We start from the raw sequence: 24352 nt of genomic DNA, 5'->3' as shown, positions 1-24352 counted from the left end.
AAACGCGCTATGACTACGATCAATTATGCCCAGTAACTGGCGCCAGGACCGACTTCCCGAAATTGTCGCCTTAATGGCTTCGCGCCCGCGTCACGAGGCGCTGCGCGGTCTTGTCACGGAATTGCTTCGAGATGGGTTCGACGCGCGTTTCAGCGAACTTGAGCATGAACGCTACCTCATTGACAATCGCGGAGGGGTCGATGTCGCATGGGGTGCGACTGTTATCGAACTCAAATCAGATTTGAGAAACGAAGAGCGCGATGTCGAAGCCAGAATGCCTGATTACCTTCGCGACGCAGCAGCTCGTAGCGGCTCAGAGCGTTCGCCAGTCGGACTGGCAACCGACGGAGCTACAATCCTCGCGTACACACTCGATGCCGATGAGCTTGTCGCTATAGGCAGGTATCAGGTTGATGCGGCAAAACCCGATGAATTGCTCGCTTGGCTGGAGCCGCTGATTGCGCCCCAGCCCGACGTCAAACCGACACCCATCGCAATAACACTTGCATTCGGTCGGCATAGCCTCGCATTCGGTAATGCTCGTAACAGGCTTGCCACTATGTGGGCCACGGTCTCCAATCACCCTGAAGTGCGCCTTAAACGCGAACTTTGGGACGGCCTCCTGCGACAAGTGTATGGCGATGACGTCGGCAGCGACGCGCTGTTCCTCCAGCACACTTATCTTACAATTCTCGTGAAAGCGATTGCGGCACGTGTCCTGGACTTGCCTGTCGACGACGCGCCAGCGGTGCTCTCCGGTCAGCTGCTCGCCGATGAAGGAATAGTCGGCGCGGTGGAGGCCGACTTCTTTGACTGGCTTCTACTAGCGGAAGGTGGCGCCGAGCTGGTTCGGGCACTCGCCAACGAGACCGTCCGCTTTCGTTTGCGCGACGTTGAAATCGACGTGCTTAAGAGCCTTTATGAAAGCCTCATAGATCCAGATGAGCGTCACGATCTCGGCGAGTACTACACACCTGACTGGCTCGCGGCGCGCATTGTCGCCGCCGCCGTCGATAATCCGCTCGACCAACGCGTCCTCGACCCCTCCTGCGGCTCGGGCACGTTTCTCTTTCACGCTTTGCGCCATCTCACTGCCGCTGGCAGGGCAGCAGGGACTGCGCCGCGCGACATTGTCGCTATCGCTGGGAACAATGTGTTTGGGCTCGACGTCCACCCGGTTGCCGTCACGCTTGCGCGGGTTACCTGGCTGCTCGCGCTTGGAGAACTGCTCGAACACCGACCGGCCACGCTTAGCGTACCCGTGTTCATGGGCGATGCAATGCAATGGAATCTACGGCCACTCGGGCGCTCGGCCGAGGTGCTAGTAGAAGTTCCGGACGGTCCCCCGCTACGCATTCCCGCTGGTGTAGCTAGCGAGCAGCAGTTGTTTGAAGCGGCGCTCGACGAGCTTAACCGCGGCTCGCAAACGCTCGCCGAGCCCGACCAAATTGAGCAAGCTATCGTCCGCGCCGGTGCGGATAGTGTTGACGCCGCACTTCTGGGTGAAACTTTCGCCCAACTAAAGGATCTCTACACCAGCGGGCGCAATGGCATCTGGACCTTCGTGCTCCGCAATCTGCTGCGACCTGTTTGGCTGTCCCATCCAGCGAACAGGGCAGACGTACTAATCGGCAATCCGCCATGGATCGTTTACCGCCATTTGAGCGCATCAATGAAAGACCGCCTTCGTGAGGCGCTTACCGATTACAACCTCTGGGTCGGTGGGAACCTGGCAACGCATCAGGACATGTGCGCTCTCTTCTGGGCGCGCGGCGCCGATCGTTACCTCACCGAAGGCGGCCGGATCGCGATGGTCCTTCCCTACTCCCTGACCAATGCGCCAGTTTTCGCGGCTATTCGCGATGGCAGCCTTGAAGGTGTGAAAATTGCGGTCTCCGGAGGCTGGGGCCTAGAACGCGTTTGGCCAATCTTCGGCGCGCAATCAGGGTCGAGCACGACTAGCACCTGTGTGCTTTTCGGGACACGCGACAGCGATGCAACTTTGCCGGTAGAAATCGACCGCTGGGTAGGAATTTTGCCTCGCCGCGATGCGAGCAATGAAGAAGCGGAAGCTGCGCTAACGCATTCGCGGACGCGATGGCCACGCGCGCGCACCCTTGTTGCCGCGTCACCTTATAGACAGCGGTTTCGTCAAGGCGCAGTGTTCAATCCGCGGCGCTTTTTCTTGGTTGAACCGGTGGCTGGCAGCAGAATAGGGGCGCGCCGTGATGCGCCCCGTGTCCGTGGTATCGCAGGAAACCTCGACAACAAGCCCTGGACAGAGGTCGACCCTCCCGAGGGTCCCATAGAAAGCCCATTTGTTCGCGGAGTTGCCGTAGGAAGCTCGATTGCGCCCTATCGGCTGCTAGACATTCCGCGCGGTATCGTGCCATTCGAAGATGGTGCCGTGATGAGCTCCCAGATGGCAGAGGAAAGAGGCCATCGCGGTCTGGCATCCTGGCTAAGCGACGCTGAAGAAAAATGGAACGAAAACAGTAACAAGCGAGCGGACGGGACACCAAACGCAACGCTATCGGAATCGATCGACCACCTAAGCAAGTTGTCGAAACAATTCCCGGTTTCGTCAATCCGCATCCTCTATCCAGCGTCGGGCACGCGTCTCTGTGCGTGTTGGATCGAAGACGAAAATGTTCTCATCGATAAGAACGCCTATTGGTGTGCTGCAAGCTCCGTCGACGAAGCGGCTTATGTCTCGGCAATTATTAACAGCCAAACCGTTCTTGACCGCGTCAAGGATCTACAGCCGGTCGGCCAGCGCGATCCCCGGCATTTTGACAACCTTGTCTGGACCTTGCCCATTCCGGAGTATGATGCCGAAGATCAGCTGCATCTCGATCTTGCTGAAGCTGCCCATTATGCTGCCGGCATCGCAGCGCCCATCGATTTGCCAAGCGATGTTTACTTCACGACACAGCGCCAGATGATCCGGACAGCTCTCGAGGCGGACGGCGTTGCGACTGTTGTAGAAAGGCTCGTTGATGCCTTGCTCCCTGGATGAAGATCTACAATGACGCGGCGCAAATCGGACCGCAGCGCAACAGAGATTATTTCGCATGAGGCTGCCGGTCGAATTCCGGTGCGCCGTAAGGCGGCAGGCAGGATCGATCCCGAGACACGCGCAGAGCTGCGAATTGCCGACGCGCTATCGGTCGGCGCACATCCAGATATTCCGCCGGTCAGCAGAATCGGGTTTGATGCTGCGCTCGATGCGCTGGCCCTGAACAGCAAACTTGCCATTGCCAGCGACATCAATTGCTACGTTGATTGGTGCCTCGCTGAAAAGCGAACGGCCTTCCCCGCTGAGGCTGAGACCATCGTCCGCTACATTGAAGAGCGCGATCGCCAGAAAGCGAAACCTTCGACGATCGCACGGCGCATAGGGAGCATCGCCACCGCTCATTCCATGCTCGAACTCGACACCGATGCGGTTCACTCACGCATGGTCAAGAACCGGCTGAAGGCGATTAGAAAAAAACGCGGTGCAAAGGTGCGCCAGGCCCAAGCCATCAGGTTCGGAGATGCCCTCTCAGCTGATAGTTCCCCTGTAACCATTGGCGCTTTGCTCGAGCTTTGCAGCGAGACACTTACAGGCCTTCGTGATGCGGCCATGCTCTCTGCAGGGTACAATGCCGGTCTCCGAGTTAGCGAGCTATGTGCGATCCAGGTTGAAGATATAGAAAGCGCGGAAGAAGGAACGGGCAGCCTGTTCATCCCCGAATCCAAAACCGACCAAGAGCGAAATGGGGCCTACGCCTGGCTTTCTGCAGATACGATGCGGCGGATTAGGCGCTGGCTTGATGCAGCATCGATCGCGGAAGGGACGGTTTTTCGCAGGGTTCATGTGACGCGGAAGAAGGGGAAGGCAGCAGAGGGGGGACATGACGCTGGATCAATTCCGATCCAGCAGGGAATGGCGGTCTATACAGCCGGGACAGAACCACTCACCAGGCAAGGTGTGAATGGGATCTACAGGCGGATCATAAAGGAAGCGTGGGCAGCTGGACTGGTTGACGTGCCAGGAGGTGACATTGCCGCATACATTCGAACAATTTCGACACATTCTCTCAGGGTCGGTCTCACTCAGGATCTGATTGCCGAAGGCCAGGACGGGGTGGCAATCGCTCAGGCGCTACGTTGGAGTTCACCTTCAACAGCGCAGAGATACGGCGCGCAGCTACGGGTAAGATCAGGCGCCGTTGCGAACACGTTCAAGGGAGTTTGGAAATAATGCGTTTGCGTGAACGTGCCACACTTCGGGATCTGTCCGCTGGTTCCAATCGGGTTCGACCGTTGGTCCGCGTGCGACTGGCTCACCCATTTTTATATCTCAGCGAGTCCCTGTCAGCCGCGCTCGAAAGCAGACTTTCTGCTTCAGCCCCTAGTTGCGGACGTTAATGCAAACTGATTCTAATGCCCGCTTTGCGCCCATTCCCGGTCGTTCGCCGAGCCGTTGGTCAAGCCCGAAAGCCGCCGTTCGTTGATTCAGCATTGGTGGGCGCTTTTAGATGCCTAAACGCGATAAGCCGACGCTTGTTGATGAAGGTTGGGGCAGCAGCTGCGCTCGAATATCCGCCGTTCAGGCGCCATCTCCCGCGATCCAAAAGCCGCCGTTTGATCGAACGCAATGCTGTCACAGACTTCTACGCTTGGGATTTCACAGCTTAAGTCGCGCGGAAATCCCAGGCTCGCCACCTAAATCATTCCGCCCCTCGGCAAACGCGTGTGCGCAGCTGGAGGCAAGCCGCGTCCAGCGGTTGCTCCGCAATAGCACCACATGCGTAGCTTCGCCACCGCTGCCGGGTCGTGCCTGGAACGACGTTATCTGCAGCTGCGGCGTTACCGTCGCCAGGCCGACAGGCGCTGGAACACGGAAAGTTTGAACGAGAAGGCTGAAACTACGGAGGATTGACCTAGATAAGGCAGGTGGAAGAACCTGATCCCCAGCCCTTGATCGGGTCCGTCGAGCGCGAGGCGGTCGACTCCCTTCGCGGCTATTCGTACCAAATGCTTCGAAGCATCCAAGCTTGGCTTGACTTGGCCGCAGGCGAGATTCTGGTCCTCGAGGGTGCCGAGGACCTAGATCAGATCGGGCTCCAGGCGGCCACGACTGAGCAGGTGAAAGACACGGCCGGTTCGGGCAACGTCACCCTTCGCTCTAAGAGCGTGCTTGAGGCGATCGGCAACTTCTGGGGCCACCTCGAGCGCAACATGGGCACGGCCGTGCGCTTCAGGTTCCTTACGACCTCGGGCGTGGGACGCGAGAACGGCCGGCCGCTTGGATTGGACGAGCGCGGTTTGGACGCATGGCGGCTCATCCAGGCTGCGCCGACAGGCCTCGGCGCGGGGCGACTGGCAGCTGGCATCCAGTCCTTCCTGCAGGATCAGGCGACACTGCCGGCCACGATGCGCGGGTGGCTCGGCACCGCCACTCATGAGGAATTCATCTCCCGCATCGTGACGCCCATCGAGTGGGTGACCGGATGGCCAGACTGGCAGGATCTGCGACGCACCGTTGAGGCTAAGCTGGTCGAGCTTTGCGAAACGCGCGGTCTGGGCTCGTCGGAGGCGCTAGCTGCGCTCGACGCGTTGCATTTGGAGGTATGGCGGGTAGCCACCACCAAGGGCGCGCGGGTGCTCCGCCGGGGGGACCTACTGAGGATCGTCGATGCGGCCGGCACTACGGCGGTACCCAAGGCGCAGCTGCTCGCGCTCATGCAGGCATTCACCAAGGGCGCGCCCGGCGCGGCGACGATGGCTGTAGCGCCAGAGCCCTTCGGTGCTCCGCCCATCGCAAATCCGAACCGGCACGCCAGGCCTGTGCTCGAGAGCCGCATCTCCGCTGCAGGCGCTGCGGGTGCCGTCCTCATCCACGGCGCGACAGGCATGGGGAAGACCGGTCTCGCGTTGGCGGCGATAGGCTCCGCCCGGCCCGTCACCTGGGTCGATCTCCGCGACATCCCGCCGCTTGGCGCGCGCGCGCGGATCGAGTCACTTGCGACGCGGCTGTTGGAGGCCGGCCCGGAAAACGTGGTGCTCGACGACCTGCCCCTTACGGGTGATCCGCGGACGCTCGAAGCTGCGCTCGGCAACCTGCTCTCCGTGCAGGCCCGAACGGGCGGTGCGCTTTTTGTGACCGCCTCCGGCCCGCTTCCTCCCCGACTGGCAGCCCAGCTCGGTCTCGACACGTCGCGCACGTTCGCGGCGCCCGCATTCGAACAGGACGATATCCGGGAGCACCTACTCGCCTCGGGTTGCCCCGAAGAGCTGGCGGTCGACTGGTCCAAGATCCTCCATGCGTCTACGAGCGGGCACCCGCAGCTGGTCGACGCACGCGTTGCCGCGCTGCGTGATGCTAGGTTCCCGCCAATAAGCATCTCCGAGCTGGTGGTAACTCCGCCGGAAATTCTGGATGCCAGGGCCGAAGCGCGCAGTATCGTGGCGACCCGACCGCCTGATGATCGCGAGCTGCTGGCCCGCGTAAGCCTTCTACTCGGCCGCGCGCCCAGGGAGCGGCTCATGGCGGTCGCGCGCATAGACCCGCCGATCGCTGAGCCGGGCGACGTCATCGACCGGCTGACCGGGCCATGGCTCGAGCGCATGGGATCCGGCGATCTCCGACAGTCGCCGCTGCTGCGCAACCTTGGCAACGACACCCGCGGGCAGGACTGGGCGGTCGCCATGCACAGGGGCATCGCGTTTACCTTCCTGCGCGCAGGCAGCATGTTCGCATCCGACGTAATGGAACTCGCGACGCATGCGATGCTGGGTCGCACGGCCGCATCAATCATCCCCCTGCTGCCTTCGCTGCTCCAAGCGTCGGAAAAGGTCTGGGGCCAGATCGCCGATACGGCGTCGATGCTGACCTACTTCGGGATTGGCGAGGGGATCTCGCCCCCGTTTCCCGAGCCAGCCGACACGGCTGCCTTTCGGGTCCTGCAGGCCCGCATCGCCGTGGAGATCGGAGACTGCGAAAGGCTGAACGCCGTCCTTGACCGAGCCTTTGAAGAGGCGGAAGTCAAGCCTACCCGGTCGGCCGTAGGCGAGGAATTCTTTCACCTACTGCTGCTCTGGCAGGTGCTGCAGAAGCCCACTGGGCTGCCGCTCGAGCGGCGTCTAACGATTGGGGTCCGGTTCGCTCGGGTGGGCGAGCGAGTCGCTGAGAGCATGCGTGGCCTCGTACTGCCTGATGGAACCGCGGCGGATGACGCTGGGTGGCCGGATCTGACGGCGTTCCTGCCCATGGCGCTGATCCCCGTCGTCACCGACGCGGAGGAGCTCGCTAGGCTTCTGGACCTGATCGAGCGCATGGACGTCGATGACCGTGCGGTCGCCCTGCGCGGATACGCGGGCGACGGGGAGGCCGCCGCGATGGCGCTCGACCGCGTCTGGCTCGGCGAGGCCAGCCGCCCCGAGCCCCGTTGGACCCTGCTGGCGGCGACGCTGGAGCGGGCGCAGCGGCTCGCGGGCGAGCTCGAAGCCCCCGAGCTAGCGTCGGCGGCGGCACCGCTAAGAATCCGAGTCGTCGATGAGAACTTGCGCGATCCAGCGGGGGCGCTGACGCTGGCCGACGGGATCGCCGCAGCGATGGGGGAGTCGCCGCGCGTGCTGGCGGCAAAGGGACGGGTTCTCACGCGGCAAGGAAGAGCGCCTGAGGCGCTACCTCTTTACGAAACCGCGATAGGCGCCTTCCCGCTGACCATGTCGTGGAGAACCGACGTTCTGCGCGATGCGGGCTTCGCCGCTGGCAAGGCCGGGGACTGGACGCTCGCGGCTGACCGCCTCCTGTCCGCCATAGGCAGCCTGGATCCGGCCGAGCCACCGGTGCGGCGCATCGGGCTGTTGTTCGATCAAGCCATCGCGCTCCATCTCGCCGGATGCACCCCCGAGGCGGTCGATCGACTTGGCGATGCCACCGACCTGCTCGTGGCGGACGGCCGGGCAATGCCGCCGGAGCCGCTCGTGTCCGTCCGCCAGTTCGGGTCCCAGGTCGTGAACACGATCGCGTACAGTCTCAAACCCGACGCCGTCCCGGACCCGGAAGCCATGGACTTGCGGCGGGTGTTCGGTTCGGCGAGTGCGATGGAGGAGCTGAGATGGGGTGGCCAGACGCCGGCGAACCTCGATCTCTTTATACTGATCATGGTGGAACTGGACATGCTGCGTCCCGCACCCTGGCCAATCGCCGCGCGGTTGGCGGGGCGGCTTCGCGGCGCGGAGGACCTGCTGGCGCAGTTAGGACAGGGCGCTCCACTCGCGCGCTTGGCCGTCGACACTCTGGAGGTGGCCGACAGTGCACTCGACGCGGTGCGTGAAGCGCGCGCAATCACCTTCGCGGAAGCGGAGCGGGCCGCTGGACGCGAGACCCTGGGTCGCCGTCTTGACGAGGCGCCTGGTGAGCCGCCCGCGCGTACGAGCGAGATGATAAAGGTCCGGTTGCTGTCGCGCATCGTTCCACTGCTGGCGAGGAGGGCACCCGAAGCGATACCCATTGCAAGATGGCTTGTAGACCTTCCCGTGTGCGAGGCGACGGCAGGAGCCCGCGCTATGCTCGAGGATCTGGAGCGATTGCTGACCGGAAGCGAGAAGGCCGCCTCTCGGATCCTTACCGGGAATGGGACATGGGAGGGGCACCTGCTTGCTACTCTCCTTGCTCCGCTCCAAGCCGTGTTAACGCCGGAGAAGCTGCTCATTTGCCACTCCGTGGCGGCGCGGTACCTTCGCCAGCCCGGGCTGGGCATGTTCGTCGCGCGCGAGTTCTCGGACGTGGTGACTGATGGGTGGTTGGCAAGGTGCGACAGTCCAGCACAGCTGGTCGCGCCACGAGTGACAGTGCCTGCGATCCGCGCAGCGGCGACAGGCACGGTACCCGGGTGGCCACGCGTCGCCGCAGTCCTGAGTGCCGCGATGTCGGCCGTGGCGGCTTCTGCCGCGACGTCGGTCAGGGAAGCTATTCGAGAAATCAGCGAGTAGCCCGAGCGGACTTTTCGTCACATGTGAAATTGCCTCGTGCGGCCGATGCGGGGTATAGTGCTCCCGCCGGGGTCGCGTCACGCGAACCGACAGTGCGAGGTGGAATGCAACTCAGGACGACATCGGCCTTCGCCCTCTATGTGGGCTCCTACCTGCCGCTCGGGCTAGTGCTCCTCGTCCAAGACGTCGATCCGGTTGCGGTACGCCGGGGGTTTTGTCCGCCGTCGGCGTGGTTCGGCGAAAGCTGCGTCGTGCCGCTGATGCACCCGTGGTGGGCATTCGGCACGGTGGTGGTCGGAATCGCGTGCCTCATCCTCACAATGCTAACGTTGGGGGCCATCGGGACGCCGCGCCAAGTGAGTGTGGCGGAGGCGAAGCACATTCCGGCCGACCTCATCAACTACGCGATGCCCTACATCGTATCTTTCATGGGTCTCGATTACGGGTCACCTACGCGCCTGCTCGGCTTCACGGTGTTCTTCTTTTGGATTTTCTGGATCACCTACCGGTCTGGGCAGATCGTAATGAACCCGATCCTGATCGTGTTCGGCTGGCGGCTGTACGAAATCAAGTATAGTTTCATCGGGATAGACAAGCCTAGGCTGGGACGCGCGTTGTTTCGCGGCGAGGTCGAACCTGATAAAGTCTATCGCAAGGGCAGCCTACAAGATGTGATGATCCTTCGCGAGCTGCAAGAGGGAGAGACCAATGGCTGACTTGGCGGGATTGAAGGCTTTCGACCTGGCCGCCGCGGATCTTACGGTCTGGGTCTACAAGAAGTCGACCCGGGATGGACTTCCTGTCTTCAACGGACGGTGGGTCGGCATCACGGACGACTTGGCGGCATCGTTGAGGGGGGCGGTCTCCCAAGCGCTTCAGGCCGTGACCGAGACCATCGAGTACGGGATTCTCGCGCAGAACAACGAGGGCAGCGTTCTGACGCTCGGAGCTGACGAGACGCACATCGCCTTAGTCGACGGCCAGGCCGCCGAGCCGGTCGAGAAGCTGAAGGTGAGGCAGCTTAAGCAGATCGCCAACGCCGACTTCTACATGTTACGATTCGCGACCGCGGATGGCGTCCTACTTGCCGTGCGCAAGACCAATGCGACGTGGAGCACCAGGCGAACGGCGGGAATCCTTCGCGTCGTTTTTGAGGACGAGGAGCTCGACATCGACGATCGCCCTGCCTTCAGCCTAGAGCCGTTCTTCGACTTCTTCGTCTTCGGAGGCGAGGTGTTCGTCTCTCACAAAGGAAGGTTCGAGTCTGTCCTCGCCTATCGCGCGGGCCACGTCGAGGCCTTTCAGGAGCTGGTCGCCGAACCCGATTTCCTCGACATATTCTCGGATGTCGCCGCCATCACTGAATTCGTCGGTGCAAACAAGATCCACCTTCGGCGGGCGATAGCGATACGCGAGAAGGGGCATTTCCGCAGCGCGGAGTTCATGCAGAACCTCCGTGCGCAGTGCGCGGCGATGGGCCTGACCATTACGTTCGCAGACGACGGTCGCATCGTGCCCACGCCCGAGACGTGCCGTGACATCTTCCAGGCGCTGCTCGATCACCGTCTCGACTCCCGACTGTCGATGCAAATGTACGATGTGCAGAGTACGGAGGCGGTGGCTTGACCGGCAGCGGCCCGGCAGCCTTTCGCGCGGCAAGCATGGGCTAGGAAACGGCGTGGGTTACCGTTGGTCGTTATGTCCGCACGCTGGCCCGATGAGGCCTGGTTACGAGGATCGCGAGATCGCCGAGGATCAAGACTCGCGCCCGCTGCCCCCCGAGGATGTGTTATCGTTCCCCCTCGTCGATCGCTGGCGGAACCGCTTCTGGCGAATGGTCGGGGACGTCGTGACCGAAGACGTCACCGCAGAGTTCGTTCGCAACCCGCCGGAATACGTCGTCTCCGACGACCTTGGCTGGCTTGACGAGATCGTGATGCGCGTCACCGGTACGGCCGTGGACATGAAGGAGCTAGTCGCGACGCGGCTGGTCCGCGATTATCGTGCGTTCAGGGCGGCGCATGGGACCCGCACCGACGACGTCGGCCAGTTCTACAAACGCGGCCTGCGCATTCTTCGCGCTGGCGAGGTTGAGGACCGGGCGCGCGCGATATTCCTGGGCGGAGCCCTCGGCGGCGCAACCGAGGAGCGGCTGGCCGCCGCGATCGACGACATTGGCGCGCGCAGGCCGGAGGGTGGCCGCGAGGGCGTCCTTTATTTCTGCGCCGACGAGCGAAGCCTCGTCACCAGAACTGGCGGCTGCGGCCATTACCTCGTCTACGGCAGCGAATACCTCTTCTGTCTGGGTATGAGAGTCGTCGACCGGTGGGAGGCGAAGCGGGTACTCAAGTCGATCGGCCGCCCAACAGTGCTTATCTGCGATATCCCTATGACGCTGATGCGCGAGCGGCTGATACGTGAGTTTGGGGGGATGATGGTGGAGCGGGCATTCTGCGAACAACTACCCGATCAGGAGAGCCATTCGGGCAGCCCATGGGCTGGCACCGCGCTAAGCATTCCGGACGATCTGCCAAGCGACTGTATCGTCGGTCACTACCATCCGGCCATCGTCCACGATCCGCTTCATTAGGTTCGACCGAAAAGATGAGTTTTCTCGATCTCGACCTACAAGCGGTAATTCCGCATACGGCCCAACAAAGGAACTTACAATGGGACTAGCCCCTGCATAGGTCCTCGATTTGCTAACCGGCCAGTTGCAATATTATTTCGATTCCGAGATGCTCTTAGCGTCCAGAATCACGCGGACGGTTTCCTCTGGCTGATCCCACAGCGGGAAGTGTCCGCTACGCTCGAACCAGTGCATCGTCGCTTCAGGGAAGGCTTTGATCGCGCGATCCGCCTGCTGCGGTAGACACAGCCGATCCTTGCGTCCCCAGCCGATGACAACGGGCGCAGCCGTTTCCGCAGGGCCCTCCTGCATTGCCCCATTGGCGAGATCCTTCACAAGCGAATTGACGGTGCGCGTATTAGCCAATGACTTTAGTTCACGCGCGACGAACGCCGGATCGAGCGCCCACGGCCTTGCTGAGAGCTGGGCCATGAGCGCGGTCCGGCCTGCGACATTTTTGGTTATGGCAGAAAGCGCCGGTCGCAGCGCGCGAACCAGAGCAATCGATGGTGTTATGGTGGCTTTGAAGAAGGTGCGCTCCCACCCCTTCCAGAAGCCGCCAGGATCCAGTGCAACAACCGCGCCCGCTTGGCCGCGCCGCGCCATCTCGAGCACCAAGCGCGCACCCAGCGAGCTGCCAACCATATCGATACCTGTGAGATTCTCCGTGCCGAGCCAGTCGTTCAGACTGCGCGCTAGCCCGCCAAACGTGCCGCTGTCGGCCTCTTCGGGCGTCTGCCCGTGGCCAGGCAGGTCCACGGCGATTACCTCCCTGACTTGAGAGAGCGCAGGCGAGATCGTATCCCACGAGCCGCAGGTAGCCCCCAGTCCGTGGACGAGAAGAAGGGGTTTTCCGCGCCCCGTGCGCGTGAAATGCATGGTCATGGAACGGTAACGTCTCACACCGACTTATGGGCCCGTGGATGTCTATATTGCCGAAGGTGAGGCCAAGAGCGGATGGTCCGCTTCCGGCCCAATTGCAGTCACTGCAGCGTATGTCAGAGGAGACGGATCTCATGCATTCTCTCGCCGCGCAGAAGCGCACGGTTCCAAAGCTCTTGATCAATGGCGTCCGTGATCAGCATTAAGTTCATTGAGCCGGTCTCGACTGGCCCCTCGTCGTCCAGCCAGCAGTGCATGGCTTCTACCAAATGTCGGGGGATTCTGCTGACCAGCGTATTCACTATCTTCGCAACGTCTGGTTCCATGAACGGACGAAACTCACCGGGCCCGATAAATTCCTCGACGCACATCTCGTCCCACAAGGATCGGCAGCACCATTCTTGATAAACGCCGGAAGCCTTGATCCGCTGGAGACGGTTGATCGCGCAGCGAACCTGATGTGCAACCTCTCCATCGCATAAACTCTTGAAGGCGGCTCGATGGTGCCTCAGCTGGTTTTTTAGATAATTAGTCTCTTCAAACCGAATGCTCGGCTCAGAAAGTTCGTCTCTGAACATCTGCATGTACGGCGATCGCGGCGACTGTGCGCTAATCACAAGACGTACCCATTTTCAGCATTTCAAAAGCGTCCGACGAACAATCGGCACCGGCAGCCGCCACTTCATCAAATATATGCTCGAGTGCAGCATGCGTGCCGCGAAGCTGATTTACGGCAGCGCAAGCAAATGACACATATGCAAGTTGTCGATCCATGCTCCAATCCCTAGGAGGGCTGCTCTGCAAATCCCGCAAGTTAGCTATCTTGTCGGCAAGCTTCACCAGACGGCCTCCAGGGCTCATCAATCTAATCTTGCCAAGCTGCTCACGCCTTCGCTGTTCACGCGGCAAAGAGGTGTCGTCGCTTACCTCCGCGACAATGGCGGCGACCCCTTCGCCAAACAGTGTTCGAACCTCATCGATCGTAGCGTTCGTATCCTCGACTACGTCATGAAGTAATGCGGCAACCAGCGTGTCTGGATCACTGATCCCGCCATCGTTCCGCAATATGCTGGCAACGGCTAGGGGGTGGTTTATGTACGGGGTAACCCCGTCACCTCGGGTCTGTCCGCAGTGGCGGTCGGCGGCGTAAACAGCGGCTCGTATTAGCGCAGATGAAAGGACGTGTTCGCTCATCGGTATTTCCTTTGGAAAGCCGAGCGTCTTTTGACCTCTACCCGTCCAGTCGGGAGAACGTCATAAACGTTCCCGGCCGGACGAGATGATCGTCCTGTTTGAGATTTGCTGAAGCCTTTAAAGGCATCCGGCATAGCCGAGATAAACGCTGCAACGAGTATAAGCAATGGCGAATGTCCACGAACATTGATGTGCCAAAACTTTTGTCCCGTATTTGTACTTTTTTTAACATGAGAAAGTTTAAATTCAGGACGTCTTCAAGGTGAAATTCGGGTCAAACATATTTATTAGGCTCTCCCAAATAGGTCTTTCTCGGCATGCTAAATGGATCTGGTATTCAACCTCCGATACCCGTTTGAGACATCTACCACCAAACATCCGGACGGCAGTCACTCACCCCTCTTCTAGACTCTATAATAAGGGGCTTAGAGAAAGGGTTATAGCGATTTACCGCACCGCTTTGCAGCCTCGCGGGAACTTGCTGAAAGGTTGCGCGAGATTTGGCATCGTCTCCCTGAGACTGGTCCTCGCGTTGGCTTGGCCCGAATGCCGTATCTGCGCCTTGACTGCTCATCTGAGTCCTTGAGGCAGTACCGCAGCACCCGTCCTAAATTGCTTAGATAGCGCTCGGACGAATTAGCAAGTCGGTAGCTTCCACCGATGGGCTTGGTCTTAATGAACCCCTTGCACCAGATACCTCCGGCGCACCCAAGCCATTTGCGTTGACGGTACCCAAACCATCGTGCCTTTGAAGGAGGCACATGCATCAGCACGTGAGCGTGCAGACCCAGTTTGGTTCCGTTCTCGATCACATAGATGTATGCCGAAGGATGCCCCCCTCGGCGCAGGGCCTCACAAGCAAGCTTGAGAAACACACCGGTAGCGCGGCGCGCGTCTGTCACACCGGTAAGCTCCCAAGCAATGGTAATCATCCGGTTGAGCGCCAGCCCAGCTACAATGGCATAGGTTGTGGCTTGGATCAGCTCGCCCACTTCCTGCTCCTCAAGCTGGTAGCTGATCATCACCACGACCATCGCCCAAGCTGACCTATCAAGATGGACTGAGAACTGAGTCTTTTACGCGCGCGCGAGTCCCATAGGACATTCGCAATTTTATCCGCTGATTTCTGCGCAAGCGTGGATCCAAAGTCCATGGACGTCGCGCGAGTGGTCATTCGCCCGCGGTTCCGCTCTTTATGCCAAGCAATTTCTCGACCGATCTGGCCAGAACAAGACGGCGCCTACCAATTGATATCACTTCGAGCTCACCGCGGTTGATCAATTCATAGATGCTCGAACGGCTGAGCGAGGTTAATTCACAAACATCCAAGATTGAATGCGCTAATGGGTTTACGTTCCTGTCCATGTGTATCTCCAAACTTATTAGGAGACGTAATGATGCCCAATGAGAACTCAGCGTTCGATGAAATTACGAAGATCGTTTTTTCAACGCATTTAACGCCCTCGTTCGCCGCTCCCAAAGCTCACGAAGTTTTTCGTTTTTCAAAGAGGCCTGTATGGCTTCGCGGATCGTACGAGCATTAACCGTTTCGCCTTCTGCCAAACTTTCAAAAATCGACTTTTCCGTTTCTTTGGTTTGCCGACGATCCCAATATTCAAATGTCCAGCGGCGGATGTCGCTTGCTCTTTCAAGCACCTCAATCGGCGCTTTTTTTGCGTTACTTCCTCTGACACGCTTTTTTGATAGAAGCTGAAAGCTGGATGTCCCATGCTGCCTCAGGCAATCAATTAAGAGCGCAGTCACGCAGTGGTCGATCATTCCGCCCTTTTGCTCAATATACGCGGCTAATGGCTCCAAATCACCATGTTCGAGAGCTTCGAGCGCTTGGTATGAGTGCACTTCCTGCGTTAAATCCCACAATTTTCTTCGTTTATGATAGCTTTCAAAGCGCAGTGACATATGCGCCCCAGGCATCCATCAGGACTTTTCGTTTTTCTAGGAAAGCTGTCCGCTTGTAAGCGGCCACCGTCTTATCGGCGATCGTGTGTGCCAAAGCGGCCTCTGCAACCTCGGCAGGGTAATCGGTGGTATCTGCCACCCAGTCACGAAAGGTCGAGCGAAACCCGTGGACCGTGAAATCCAGGTTCTTATCGCGCAGCACCTTCAGTAAAGTCATGTCCGAAAGCATCGAACCTCTCTTCTGCCCCGGGAATATCAGATCAGTATGGGAATATCCAAGCCGTTTTACGTGTCGTAGAAGATCAATCGCGGGCTGGCTAAGCGGGACAATGTGGGGCCGTCCGGCCTTCATCCGCTCTTCAGGAACGGTCCACAGCTTCGCGGATATATCCACCTCGTCCCAGCGAGCGCCCCGGACTTCGCCAGATCGACAAGCGGTAAGAATTACAAACTGCAATGCCAGCCTGCCCATCGAGCTTTTCCCGCTCAAAGCGTGGTAAAAGCCCGGCAATGCTTGATAGGAAATCGATCTATGATGAATCACCCGTTTGCGCTGAGCTGGCAGAGCCTTCAGGATCGCGCGCATCGGCAATTCAGTGTCTCGCCATTGTTTTGCGACTGCAAAATCGATGACCGTGCCAATGCGCTGTTTCACTCTCCTTGCCGTCTCCGGCTTTGACAGCCAGATTGCCGACAACAAGTCTCGGACATCACGCATCCCCACTTCATTAATCGGAACGCTGCCGATAGAAGGAAATGCGTATCGTTCGAGCGTCGAGATCCACTGCGCCTGGTGCTTACCGTTCTTCCAGCCCGCCTTCTGCTCCGCATGAGCTGATGTCGCAGCCTCGGCAAAGGTTGGAACGGCATTGCCCAGACGACGCTCTGCAACGGGGTCTTTGTCCAGCCGAACCGCAGACCGATAGATGTCGGCTCGCGAGCGCGCCTCCGCTAGGCTAATGTCAGGAAAAGGCCCGAGCCCAAAGTCTCGGCGCCGCTTGTTGGCCTGAATCCGCAAGATCCAGCTCTTCGTACCGGATGGGGAAACTACCAGCATCAAACCGCGGCCGTCGCCATAACGGCCTGGCTTGGACGCATTCTTCACCGCCATGGCGGTGAGGCCACTCAATGCCTACCCACTTTCATGCCCACACCATCAGCCGGATATGTGGGAATGTCAACGCACGCCAGCGGAATGGAACAGCGACAAAGTGCCCAGATTTTCAACGTTTTTGAACGTTGACGCATCTTCGTGGATTAAAAGATGGCGGAGCGGGTGGGATTCGAACCCACGAAAGAGTTGCCCCTTTACACACTTTCCAGGCGTGCGCCTTCGACCACTCGGCCACCGCTCCGCATTTCCGGCTGGAAGCGGCTGCCTCTAATGGGTTGAGCGTGCTTTCGCAAGCCGCTGCTTTGTGTCAGTCTGTCACCCATGAAAAAACATTGCCTCGCCGCCCTCATTTGCGCCCTCACCTTGCCGTCCTTCGGAGCGTTTGCGCAGGGCGCGCCGGCTGCGTCTCCATCGCCCGGAGAGATCGTGGCACAGGCGCCTGCGTCCGAATGGGTGGCGATCGCGCCGGAGGATTTGCTGGTAATGGAGCTGTCGGCAGATCGTGACCGCAAACCACGCCGCGTCGTGATCCAGTTGATGCCGCCGCCCTATTCGCAAGGGTGGGTGGGCAATATCCGCAAGCTGGCGGCCGCGCATTGGTGGGACGGGACCAGCGTGAACCGCGTGCAGGACAATTATGTCGTGCAGTGGGGCGATGCGAGCGAGGAAAAGCCGCTACCGCGTGGTTTGGCAACGGTGCCGGAGAGCGCGTATGTCGCATTTACGCATATCACGCTGAGAGAGTTGCCGGTCCAGATGACTGCTGAAGAGCGCGCCGAGGCGCTGGCTTCGGCCGAACAGCACCGGCTCGAACATTGGGTCCAGCGCGATGCCTATGCATCAGAGGTCAAGTTTTCCGAAGGCTGGCCACTCGGGATGGACGACAAAAGCAGTTGGCCGGTCCATTGCTACGGCATGGTCGGTGTCGGCCGCAATCTCTCGCCCGATACCGGCACGGGGGCCGAGCTTTACACCGTGATCGGGCAGGCACCGCGGCATCTGGATCGCAACATCGCGCTCGTCGGACGGGTCATCGAGGGGATGGAGCATCTTTCCAGCCTGCCGCGGGGCACGGGCGATCTTGGCTTCTACGAAGATCCTGCGCAGCGCGTGCCGATCGTCTCGGCGCGCCTGGCCACGGATCTGCCACAGGCTGCGCAGCCGAAATTCCAATATCTTTCCACAGAAGGCGCCACCTTCGAACGCTATGCCGATGCGCGCGCAAACCGGCGCGATCCGTTCTTCAACGTTCCCGCAGGCGGGGCGGATATTTGCAACATCCCCGTGCCCGTTCGGAAAGTTACGGAAAACTGAAACAAAGTAACAGCTTGGGAGTCGCTTTCCGTTTGGCGCCTCGCTAAGACACGCGTCTTATATCCGAGTTTGCAGGAGCCCCTCATGCGCGTTGGTACCGTCCGGGAAATCAAGAATCATGAATATCGCGTAGGCCTGACGCCCGAGAGTGCGCGCGAGCTGATCGTGCATGGGCATGAGGTGATGGTGGAAACCGGCGCCGGCGAAGGCATTGGCTCGCACGATCATGAATATGAGGCAGCCGGCGCGACCATCGTTGCGAATGCCAAGACCGTGTTTGCCCAGGCAGAGATGGTGGTGAAGGTGAAGGAACCACAGCCGGCGGAGCGCGCCATGCTGCGCGAAGGGCAGATCCTGTTCACCTATCTGCATTTGGCGCCCGATCCGGAACAGACCAAGGATCTGGTGGCCAGCGGCGCGACCTGTATCGCTTATGAAACAGTGACCGACGAGCGCGGTCAGCTGCCGCTACTGAAGCCGATGAGCCAGGTGGCCGGGCGGATGTCCGTACAGGCCGGCGCCAGCGCGCTGGAAAAGGCGCATGGCGGCCGCGGCGTGCTGCTGGGCGGTGTGCCCGGTGTGGCGCCGGCGAATGTCACCGTGATCGGCGGCGGCGTGGTCGGCTTTAACGCCGCGCAGATGGCCGCGGGCCTTGGCGCGCAGGTGACGATTCTCGATCGCGATCCCGAAGTGCTGGAGAAGCTCGGCAATTATTTCGAGGCGCGGGCAGTCACCCGCTTCTCGAACCGTGCGAATCTGGTCGAATGCGTGGCGCAGGCGGATCTGGTGATCGGCGCGGTGCTGATCCCTGGCGCCTCCGCCCCCAAGCTGGTGACGCGCGAGATGCTGAAGACGATGCAACCGGGTGCGGTGCTGGTCGATGTCGCGATCGATCAGGGCGGTTGCTTCGAGACTAGCAAGGCCACCACCCATGATGACCCAACCTACATGGTCGACGGCGTGGTGCATTATTGCGTGGCGAACATGCCGGGCGCGGTGGCGCGCACCAGCACCTATGCACTGAACAACGTCACTTTGCCGCACACGTTGAAGATCGCCGATCTGGGCTGGAAGGAAGCGCTGCGCCGCAATCCGCATCTGGCCGAGGGGCTGAACGTGTGGAACGGTTCGGTCACCTATCAGGCGGTGGCCGAGGATTTGGGCTATGATTATGTGCCAGTCGCGGACGCGCTGGCCTGAGCGACAGCATCACCTTGCATGGCACGCTGAAGCGCAGTGCCGGGGGCTTCGTGCTGCGGGCCGATGATGGCGCACGCTGGGGGCTGGAACTTGGCCGCACGCCCGTCGATCTGGTGGAAAAGCGTGTGCGCGTGGCCGGCGTGGCGATCGATACCGACGTACTGCAGGTGCATGCCATTGGGCCGGACGTTGGATAATATCGCGACGCAGAACCCCACTAGCCGGAACCAGTTGCTCCCGTCGCGACTTGTCTGACCATGATCAAACTTGCTCTTATCTGCCTCGTCATTGCTCTTGTTGCCGCCATCTTTGGATTTGGCGGCGTATCCGGTGCGTTCGTCAATATTGCCATCGCGCTGTTTGTGATCGCGATGATCTTGTTCGTGGTCTTCCTGGTGCTGGGGCTGATGGCTGGCAAAAAGGTGAAGGACACCGTCGACCGCATGTAAGGCGACCGCATGTATGGGCAGCAAAGGGTAGGCTAGCGCTGCCAGCGCGGCCTACAGACCCTCCATCTTCTTCTGCCGCCGCCTTTGCACCGAAGATCCATGGCCCATCGCCTCGCGATATTTTGCCACGGTGCGGCGCGCGATTTCGAATCCCTGTTCCTTCAGCAATTCGGTCAGGCGATCGTCGGACAGGATGCTCTTGGCATCTTCGCCATCGATCAGCCGCCCGATATGGCTTTTTACCGCCTCTGCGCTCGCCGATTCTCCATCGTCGCCAGATGACACGCCGCTGGAGAAGAAATATTTCAGTTCGTAGACGCCGCGCCGGCAACTGAGATATTTGTTGCTGGTCACCCGGCTGACCGTGCTTTCATGCATCTCGATATCTTCCGCCACCTCCCGCAGGGTCAGCGGGCGCAGTGCGGTCACACCCTTGCGGAAAAACGCCTCCTGTCGCTTCAGGATCGCGCTCGACACCTTGATGATGGTGCGTTGGCGCTGGTCCATCGCCTTGATCAGCCAGTGCGCCTCGCTGATGCAGTCGCCGATCCAGCTCTTGGTCGCCTTGTCCGCGCCAGCCTCCAGGTCGGCCTGATATTGGCGATCCACCAGCAGCCGTGGCAGATTGGCTTCGTTCAGCTCCACCCGCCAGCCATCCGCACGTTCCCGGATAAACACGTCAGGTACGACGGGCGGCAGGGTTTCGCTGTCGAACCGGCTGCCGGGCTTGGGATCATATCCCCGCAGCTCGGCAACCATGTCGGCAAAATCATCATCATCCACCGCGCAAAGCCGCTTGAGGCGCGTAAAATCACCCTTGCCCAGCAGCTCCAGATTATCGATCAATTTGGCCATGCAGGGGTCATAACGGTCCGCCTCCCGCGCCTGGATGGCGATACATTCCGAAAGATCGCGCGCGCCGACACCCGTGGGATCGAACAGCTGCACCGCCTGCAGCACGCGTTCCACATGCACCGCATCCACACCCAGCCGCGCGGCAATGACGTCGGTTTTCTCCCGCAGATAGCCGCAGCTGTCGATCTGCTCGATCAGCGCCAGCGCGATGCGGCAGTCCAGCGCACCGAAACTGGCATGCGCCTGCGCTTCCAGATGCTGGTGCAAGGTCGCCTCCGGCGCGGCCATGCGATCGAAATCGGGGCCTTCGCCCGGCTCCGACGATGGCAACGCCCCGCCGGTGCCAGGCGCGCTGTAGCTTTCGGTCTTGTCGCCGCGTGCCTCGACCGGGTCCACGCCCTCATCCGCGCGCGTCTCCGCCGGCGCGTCGGCAATGCGGCGCTCTTCCTCTGGCCCGCGGCTTTCGCTCGCCAGCAGCGGATTGCGCTCCATCGCTTCGTTCAGATAGGCTTCGACCTCGAGATTGGACAGCGCGAGCAGTTTGATGGCCTGCTGCAGCTGCGGGGTCATGACCAGCGACTGGGACTGGCGTAGATCGAGCCTCGGTCCCAGGGAATTCATGACGTATGCTTGTCTCTCGAAACGCTGTTGGTCACAGGCCTATGGATCACAGGGCAAAGCCCTCGCCCAGATAGAGCCGGCGTACATTGGGGTCGGCGACGAGATCCTCCGGCGATCCGGCGAACAGCACCTGCCCGTCATAGATGATACAGGCACGGTCCACGATTTCCAATGTCTCGCGCACATTATGATCGGTGATGAGCACGCCGATATCGCGCTTCTTCAGATCCGCCACCAGATCGCGGATGTCGGCAATGGAGATCGGATCGATGCCGGCGAAGGGCTCATCCAGCAGCATGATCGAAGGATCGGCGGCCAGTGCGCGGGCAATTTCGCAGCGCCGCCGTTCGCCGCCCGACAGTGCCATCGCGGCCGATGCGCGCAGGCCCGTCAGGCCGAATTCGCCGAGCAGCTGCTCCAGCCGCTCGTCACGCACCTTCTTGTCCGGCTCGACCATCTCCAGCACGGTACGGATGTTCTTTTCCACCGTCATGCCGCGGAAAATGGAGGTTTCCTGCGGCAGATAACCGAGGCCCAGCACCGCGCGCCGATACATGGGCAGGCCAGTAATATTCTCACCATCCAGCACGATGCGCCCGCTGTCCGGCTTCACCAGCCCCATGATGGAATAGAAACAGGTGGTCTTGCCCGCGCCATTGGGGCCGAGCAGACCGACCACCTCGCCCCGCGCGACCGAGAGCGAAATATCCGACAGGATCTGGCGCTTGTCATAGCTTTTGGCGATCGACACGACGGCCAGTCCGCTGTCGAGCGCATCTTCCTGCATCGCCGTTTCCGGCCGGACGGCGCGGCTCATCTTCTGGCTCGATATTTGGTCCATGGCAGTCGGCTCTTGGATCGCAGGAGGATCTTGCATGGTTCAGGCCATGCGGCGGCGCGGCGCAAGCATCAAGGGCTAAGTCGATGAACGGGCGCGCTCATTGGCCCTGCTGCGGCACCGTGAAGCTTCCGGTGACACGGCCGGGGCCGGCGCTTTCGATCCCCTCCGGCGCCGCGCCGCCCGCGCCGCTGCCGTCGATCACCGCCTTGCCGCTATCCAGATCGATCACCACGCGCCCGCCATTCAGGCGGTTGCCGCGCTGGGTGAGCGTGACATTGCCGACCAGCGTGATCAGCCGCCGATCCAGATCGTAGATCGCCGCGTCGCCGGTCGCGCGCTCGTCGCTCTTGGTGATCACCACGCCGCCGGTCGCGTCGATCCGGTTCACATCGATGCCCGAGGCATTGCTATAGGCAATGGTCATGCGGGTGGACCGCAGGCTCAGCCCGGCCTGCGTCACCAGCACGCCGCCGGTCAGCACGACTCGGTCGGCGCGGTCCTGAATCTCGATCCGGCCGGCGTTGAAACTGACCGGCGCATTGCTGTCGTGCCCGGCCATCACCTGCGCACTGGCGGTGGAAAGGAGCAGGGCTGAACCGACCAGGCCGGTCAGAAAAAGAACGATACGCTTCATCATGACCGGTCCCTAGCGCAATTGCCCCTGATTGACGCGCACTTTTGCATCCCCATCGAGCGCGATGGTGCCGTTGGCCAGATTCACCGTCAGGCGCTGCGCGGTGAAGGGGCCCAGCCGCGTGCTGCCGGATACATTGCCGGACACGGTGAGCGTGCGGTTGGCCAGATCGGCCTTCATGCGATCCCCCTTGAACGTGCCGATATCGGTGCTGCCCGTCACGCCGCCGGTGGCATCCAGCGTTTGCGGACCGAAGGCGAGTGTGGCGTTGCTGGTGGTCAGCCGATAGCCCGGCTCCGCCTCGAACATCAGCGGCCCCGGGATCTGCGCTCGTTGGGCCTCGATATCATATGTGCCGCTGCCTGCGCGGATCGAGGCGGGGCCATCGTCCAGCGTCAGGCGGGCCGAGAGATTGTCCAGCTGCACCTGCCCCGGGGTGGCGTTGCGCTGCAGCGCACTGCCGGCACTCAGCGCGAAGGGGCGGCCCTTGTCATCGCTGCCACGATAGAGCGCGTTCTTGGCCTCCAGCCGCTCGGGCGCACGGTCCACCTTGTCCTTGTCCAGCACGAAGCCGCTTTCATCCCGGCTGATCAGGGGCAGCAGCAGCAGGGCGGCAACCAGCGCGCCGACCGCGGATGGCAGCGCCACCCGCAATATCGCGATCACCCGGTCGAACGAACCGCCCGGCGCGGCGAACTGCTTGCGCTTCGATCGTTCCCGGTCGGCGCGGTTGCTCATGCCCCGGCACCTTGCGATGCAGGCGCATGGCGCGCAGGACCAGCCCGGCCGGAACGATCAGCTATGGGCGAAAATATCGTCATCCGGCCATCCGGCAATATCCAGCTGCGCGCGCATCGGCAGGAAATCGAAACAGGCCTGCGCCATCTCCATGCGCCCTTCGCGTTCCAGCCGGACGATGAACTGCTCGCGCAGACGATGCAGGAAGCGCACGTCCGATGCGGCATAATCCTTCTGCGCATCGCTCAGCTGCGGCCCGCCCCAGTCGCTCGACTGCTGCTGCTTGGATATGTCCTGGCCCAGCATCTCGCGCACCAGCTCTTTCAGCCCGTGCCGATCGGTATAGGTGCGCACCAGCTTGCTGGCGATCTTGGTGCAGAACACCGGCGCGGCCGTCACCCCCATATAATATTGGATCGCCGCCAGATCGAATCGGCCGAAATGATACAGCTTCACCCGCGCCGGATCGGCCAGGATGCGCTTCAGATTGGGCGCATCGTAGCTGGAGCCGGGGTTGAAACGGACCAGATGCTCATCCCCGTCGCCATTGGAAATCTGCAACAGGCACAATCGGTCCCGCGGGGTGCGCAGGCCCATCGTTTCCGTATCGACGGCCAGATCGCCTGTTTCCAGGACGCCATCGGGCAGGTCTTCTTCGTGAAAATGCACGGCCAAGGCGGGGATATCCTATATAACAGATGAGTGAGGAGAGAGGTGGGACGCGGACGGGCGGTGATCTTTGGCCCAGAGCCGCCATCATGGCAACCTTGGTTGGCACCGCATCCAGATGGTGCGGCGCGCCGCATATGCAACGCTTTGTTATGCCTTGGAACCTTGCCGCCATCGCCGCACCGTGCGCGGCCCGGGTCAGCCTGTGGAAAACAGCTATCGCAACGCCGATCATTTTACGATATGCAAGAGCCTAGATGCGATTCCAATTTACGGACGCATCTGGCGTTGCAGTCAGTCG

At 60.9% G+C, this 24352-nt stretch carries 21 protein-coding genes and 1 tRNA gene; 10 read left to right on the top strand and 12 right to left on the bottom strand.

Annotated elements, in window-relative coordinates; translation table 11 throughout:
• Window positions 1-25: 25 nt before the first annotated feature.
• From G410_RS0107375 to G410_RS0107350, 6 genes are all read left to right on the top strand, one after another.
• A complete protein-coding gene (locus G410_RS0107375) occupies window positions 26-3019 on the top strand; it encodes an N-6 DNA methylase (RefSeq protein WP_022673014.1) in 2994 nt (997 codons plus the stop codon).
• 9 nt (window positions 3020-3028) lie between these two features.
• Window positions 3029-4249 (top strand): tyrosine-type recombinase/integrase, encoded by a 1221-nt coding sequence (locus G410_RS0107370; protein WP_022673013.1) that lies wholly within the window; start codon window positions 3029-3031, stop codon window positions 4247-4249.
• A 719-nt stretch (window positions 4250-4968) separates the two neighbouring features.
• The gene (locus G410_RS0107365; protein WP_022673012.1) at window positions 4969-8991 is read left to right on the top strand and encodes a hypothetical protein; all 4023 of its coding nucleotides are present in this window, start codon (window positions 4969-4971) and stop codon (window positions 8989-8991) included.
• A gap of 104 nt (window positions 8992-9095) precedes the next feature.
• Complete coding sequence (locus tag G410_RS0107360; protein ID WP_022673011.1) at window positions 9096-9707, top strand: hypothetical protein; 612 nt, start codon at window positions 9096-9098, stop codon at window positions 9705-9707.
• Window positions 9700-10617 (top strand): Kiwa anti-phage protein KwaB-like domain-containing protein, encoded by a 918-nt coding sequence (locus G410_RS0107355; RefSeq protein ID WP_022673010.1) that lies wholly within the window; start codon window positions 9700-9702, stop codon window positions 10615-10617. The genes G410_RS0107360 and G410_RS0107355 overlap by 8 nt, the downstream gene beginning before the upstream one ends.
• Before the next feature lie 223 nt (window positions 10618-10840).
• On the top strand, window positions 10841-11581 hold the full coding sequence (locus G410_RS0107350) for a hypothetical protein (RefSeq protein ID WP_162604082.1): 741 nt from the start codon (window positions 10841-10843) through the stop codon (window positions 11579-11581).
• A gap of 132 nt (window positions 11582-11713) precedes the next feature.
• On the opposite strand, the gene G410_RS0107345 is transcribed toward G410_RS0107350, so the two are convergent.
• The 7 genes from G410_RS0107345 to G410_RS0107320 all read right to left on the bottom strand — a co-directional run bounded on the left by G410_RS0107345 (window position 11714) and on the right by G410_RS0107320 (window position 16971).
• Complete coding sequence (locus G410_RS0107345) at window positions 11714-12505, bottom strand: alpha/beta fold hydrolase (RefSeq protein ID WP_022673008.1); 792 nt, start codon at window positions 12503-12505, stop codon at window positions 11714-11716.
• Window positions 12506-12618: 113 nt separating this feature from the next.
• Window positions 12619-13086: a hypothetical protein gene (locus tag G410_RS0107340; RefSeq protein ID WP_022673007.1), complete on the bottom strand. Its 468-nt coding sequence runs from the start codon at window positions 13084-13086 to the stop codon at window positions 12619-12621.
• Between the two features lie 25 nt (window positions 13087-13111).
• The gene (locus tag G410_RS15980; RefSeq protein ID WP_022673006.1) at window positions 13112-13696 is read right to left on the bottom strand and encodes an HD domain-containing protein; all 585 of its coding nucleotides are present in this window, start codon (window positions 13694-13696) and stop codon (window positions 13112-13114) included.
• A gap of 1170 nt (window positions 13697-14866) precedes the next feature.
• Window positions 14867-15061, bottom strand: coding sequence for a helix-turn-helix domain-containing protein (locus tag G410_RS18455; protein WP_084489057.1), 195 nt, complete (start codon window positions 15059-15061; stop codon window positions 14867-14869).
• Window positions 15062-15124: 63 nt separating this feature from the next.
• Window positions 15125-15616 (bottom strand): hypothetical protein, encoded by a 492-nt coding sequence (locus G410_RS17970; protein ID WP_156851891.1) that lies wholly within the window; start codon window positions 15614-15616, stop codon window positions 15125-15127.
• Entirely contained in the window at window positions 15600-16745 is a 1146-nt protein-coding gene (locus G410_RS0107325; protein WP_022673004.1) for a tyrosine-type recombinase/integrase, read from the bottom strand. Before G410_RS0107325 ends, G410_RS17970 begins: the two co-directional genes overlap by 17 nt.
• Before the next feature lie 136 nt (window positions 16746-16881).
• Window positions 16882-16971, bottom strand: a tRNA-Ser gene (locus G410_RS0107320).
• A gap of 80 nt (window positions 16972-17051) precedes the next feature.
• Here G410_RS0107320 and G410_RS0107315 point away from each other — a divergent pair.
• From G410_RS0107315 to G410_RS0107300, 4 genes are all read left to right on the top strand, one after another.
• Window positions 17052-18044, top strand: coding sequence for a peptidylprolyl isomerase (locus G410_RS0107315; RefSeq protein ID WP_028971184.1), 993 nt, complete (start codon window positions 17052-17054; stop codon window positions 18042-18044).
• Window positions 18045-18128: 84 nt separating this feature from the next.
• Window positions 18129-19244, top strand: a complete 1116-nt coding sequence (gene ald, locus G410_RS0107310) for an alanine dehydrogenase (RefSeq protein WP_022673002.1) — start codon at window positions 18129-18131, stop codon at window positions 19242-19244.
• Between the two features lie 14 nt (window positions 19245-19258).
• Window positions 19259-19441, top strand: a complete 183-nt coding sequence (locus G410_RS0107305; RefSeq protein WP_022673001.1) for a DUF5818 domain-containing protein — start codon at window positions 19259-19261, stop codon at window positions 19439-19441.
• Between the two features lie 60 nt (window positions 19442-19501).
• Window positions 19502-19693, top strand: coding sequence for a DUF1328 domain-containing protein (locus tag G410_RS0107300; RefSeq protein ID WP_022673000.1), 192 nt, complete (start codon window positions 19502-19504; stop codon window positions 19691-19693).
• A 51-nt stretch (window positions 19694-19744) separates the two neighbouring features.
• Here the strand turns inward: G410_RS0107300 and rpoN are convergent, their stop codons facing one another.
• The 5 genes from rpoN to G410_RS0107275 form a co-directional block, all read right to left on the bottom strand.
• Window positions 19745-21169: an RNA polymerase factor sigma-54 gene (gene rpoN / locus G410_RS0107295; RefSeq protein ID WP_022672999.1), complete on the bottom strand. Its 1425-nt coding sequence runs from the start codon at window positions 21167-21169 to the stop codon at window positions 19745-19747.
• A gap of 46 nt (window positions 21170-21215) precedes the next feature.
• Entirely contained in the window at window positions 21216-21986 is a 771-nt protein-coding gene (gene lptB, locus G410_RS0107290) for an LPS export ABC transporter ATP-binding protein (protein ID WP_156851916.1), read from the bottom strand.
• Between the two features lie 121 nt (window positions 21987-22107).
• Window positions 22108-22644: an LptA/OstA family protein gene (locus G410_RS0107285; RefSeq protein WP_156851915.1), complete on the bottom strand. Its 537-nt coding sequence runs from the start codon at window positions 22642-22644 to the stop codon at window positions 22108-22110.
• A 12-nt stretch (window positions 22645-22656) separates the two neighbouring features.
• Window positions 22657-23382 carry an LPS export ABC transporter periplasmic protein LptC gene (locus tag G410_RS15975; protein WP_022672996.1) on the bottom strand — a complete coding sequence of 242 codons (726 nt, stop codon included), beginning with the start codon at window positions 23380-23382 and terminating at the stop codon, window positions 22657-22659.
• A 57-nt stretch (window positions 23383-23439) separates the two neighbouring features.
• On the bottom strand, window positions 23440-24057 hold the full coding sequence (locus tag G410_RS0107275) for a ribonuclease D (RefSeq protein WP_022672995.1): 618 nt from the start codon (window positions 24055-24057) through the stop codon (window positions 23440-23442).
• Window positions 24058-24352 lie beyond the last annotated feature (295 nt).

The organism is Novosphingopyxis baekryungensis DSM 16222 (assembly GCF_000420305.1).
Classification (GTDB): Bacteria; Pseudomonadota; Alphaproteobacteria; order Sphingomonadales; family Sphingomonadaceae; genus Novosphingopyxis; species Novosphingopyxis baekryungensis.
The sequence above is the reverse complement of the archived record's forward strand: the minus strand, read 5'-3'. Positions and strand labels throughout refer to the sequence as shown.

What these genes read in the sequence shown, in the direction of transcription:
- G410_RS0107375 (WP_022673014.1), top strand. Translation starts at nt 26, where the DNA reads ATGCCCAGTAACTGGCGCCAGGACCGACTTCCCGAAATTGTCGCCTTA.
- G410_RS0107370 (WP_022673013.1), top strand. Translation starts at nt 3,029, where the DNA reads ATGACGCGGCGCAAATCGGACCGCAGCGCAACAGAGATTATTTCGCAT.
- G410_RS0107360 (WP_022673011.1), top strand. Translation starts at nt 9,096, where the DNA reads ATGCAACTCAGGACGACATCGGCCTTCGCCCTCTATGTGGGCTCCTAC.
- G410_RS0107355 (WP_022673010.1), top strand. Translation starts at nt 9,700, where the DNA reads ATGGCTGACTTGGCGGGATTGAAGGCTTTCGACCTGGCCGCCGCGGAT.
- G410_RS0107345 (WP_022673008.1), bottom strand. Translation starts at nt 12,505, where the DNA reads ATGACCATGCATTTCACGCGCACGGGGCGCGGAAAACCCCTTCTTCTC.
- G410_RS0107340 (WP_022673007.1), bottom strand. Translation starts at nt 13,086, where the DNA reads ATGCAGATGTTCAGAGACGAACTTTCTGAGCCGAGCATTCGGTTTGAA.
- G410_RS15980 (WP_022673006.1), bottom strand. Translation starts at nt 13,696, where the DNA reads ATGAGCGAACACGTCCTTTCATCTGCGCTAATACGAGCCGCTGTTTAC.
- G410_RS18455 (WP_084489057.1), bottom strand. Translation starts at nt 15,061, where the DNA reads ATGGACAGGAACGTAAACCCATTAGCGCATTCAATCTTGGATGTTTGT.
- G410_RS17970 (WP_156851891.1), bottom strand. Translation starts at nt 15,616, where the DNA reads ATGTCACTGCGCTTTGAAAGCTATCATAAACGAAGAAAATTGTGGGAT.
- G410_RS0107315 (WP_028971184.1), top strand. Translation starts at nt 17,052, where the DNA reads ATGAAAAAACATTGCCTCGCCGCCCTCATTTGCGCCCTCACCTTGCCG.
- ald (WP_022673002.1), top strand. Translation starts at nt 18,129, where the DNA reads ATGCGCGTTGGTACCGTCCGGGAAATCAAGAATCATGAATATCGCGTA.
- G410_RS0107300 (WP_022673000.1), top strand. Translation starts at nt 19,502, where the DNA reads ATGATCAAACTTGCTCTTATCTGCCTCGTCATTGCTCTTGTTGCCGCC.
- rpoN (WP_022672999.1), bottom strand. Translation starts at nt 21,169, where the DNA reads ATGAATTCCCTGGGACCGAGGCTCGATCTACGCCAGTCCCAGTCGCTG.
- lptB (WP_156851916.1), bottom strand. Translation starts at nt 21,986, where the DNA reads ATGAGCCGCGCCGTCCGGCCGGAAACGGCGATGCAGGAAGATGCGCTC.
- G410_RS0107285 (WP_156851915.1), bottom strand. Translation starts at nt 22,644, where the DNA reads ATGAAGCGTATCGTTCTTTTTCTGACCGGCCTGGTCGGTTCAGCCCTG.
- G410_RS15975 (WP_022672996.1), bottom strand. Translation starts at nt 23,382, where the DNA reads ATGAGCAACCGCGCCGACCGGGAACGATCGAAGCGCAAGCAGTTCGCC.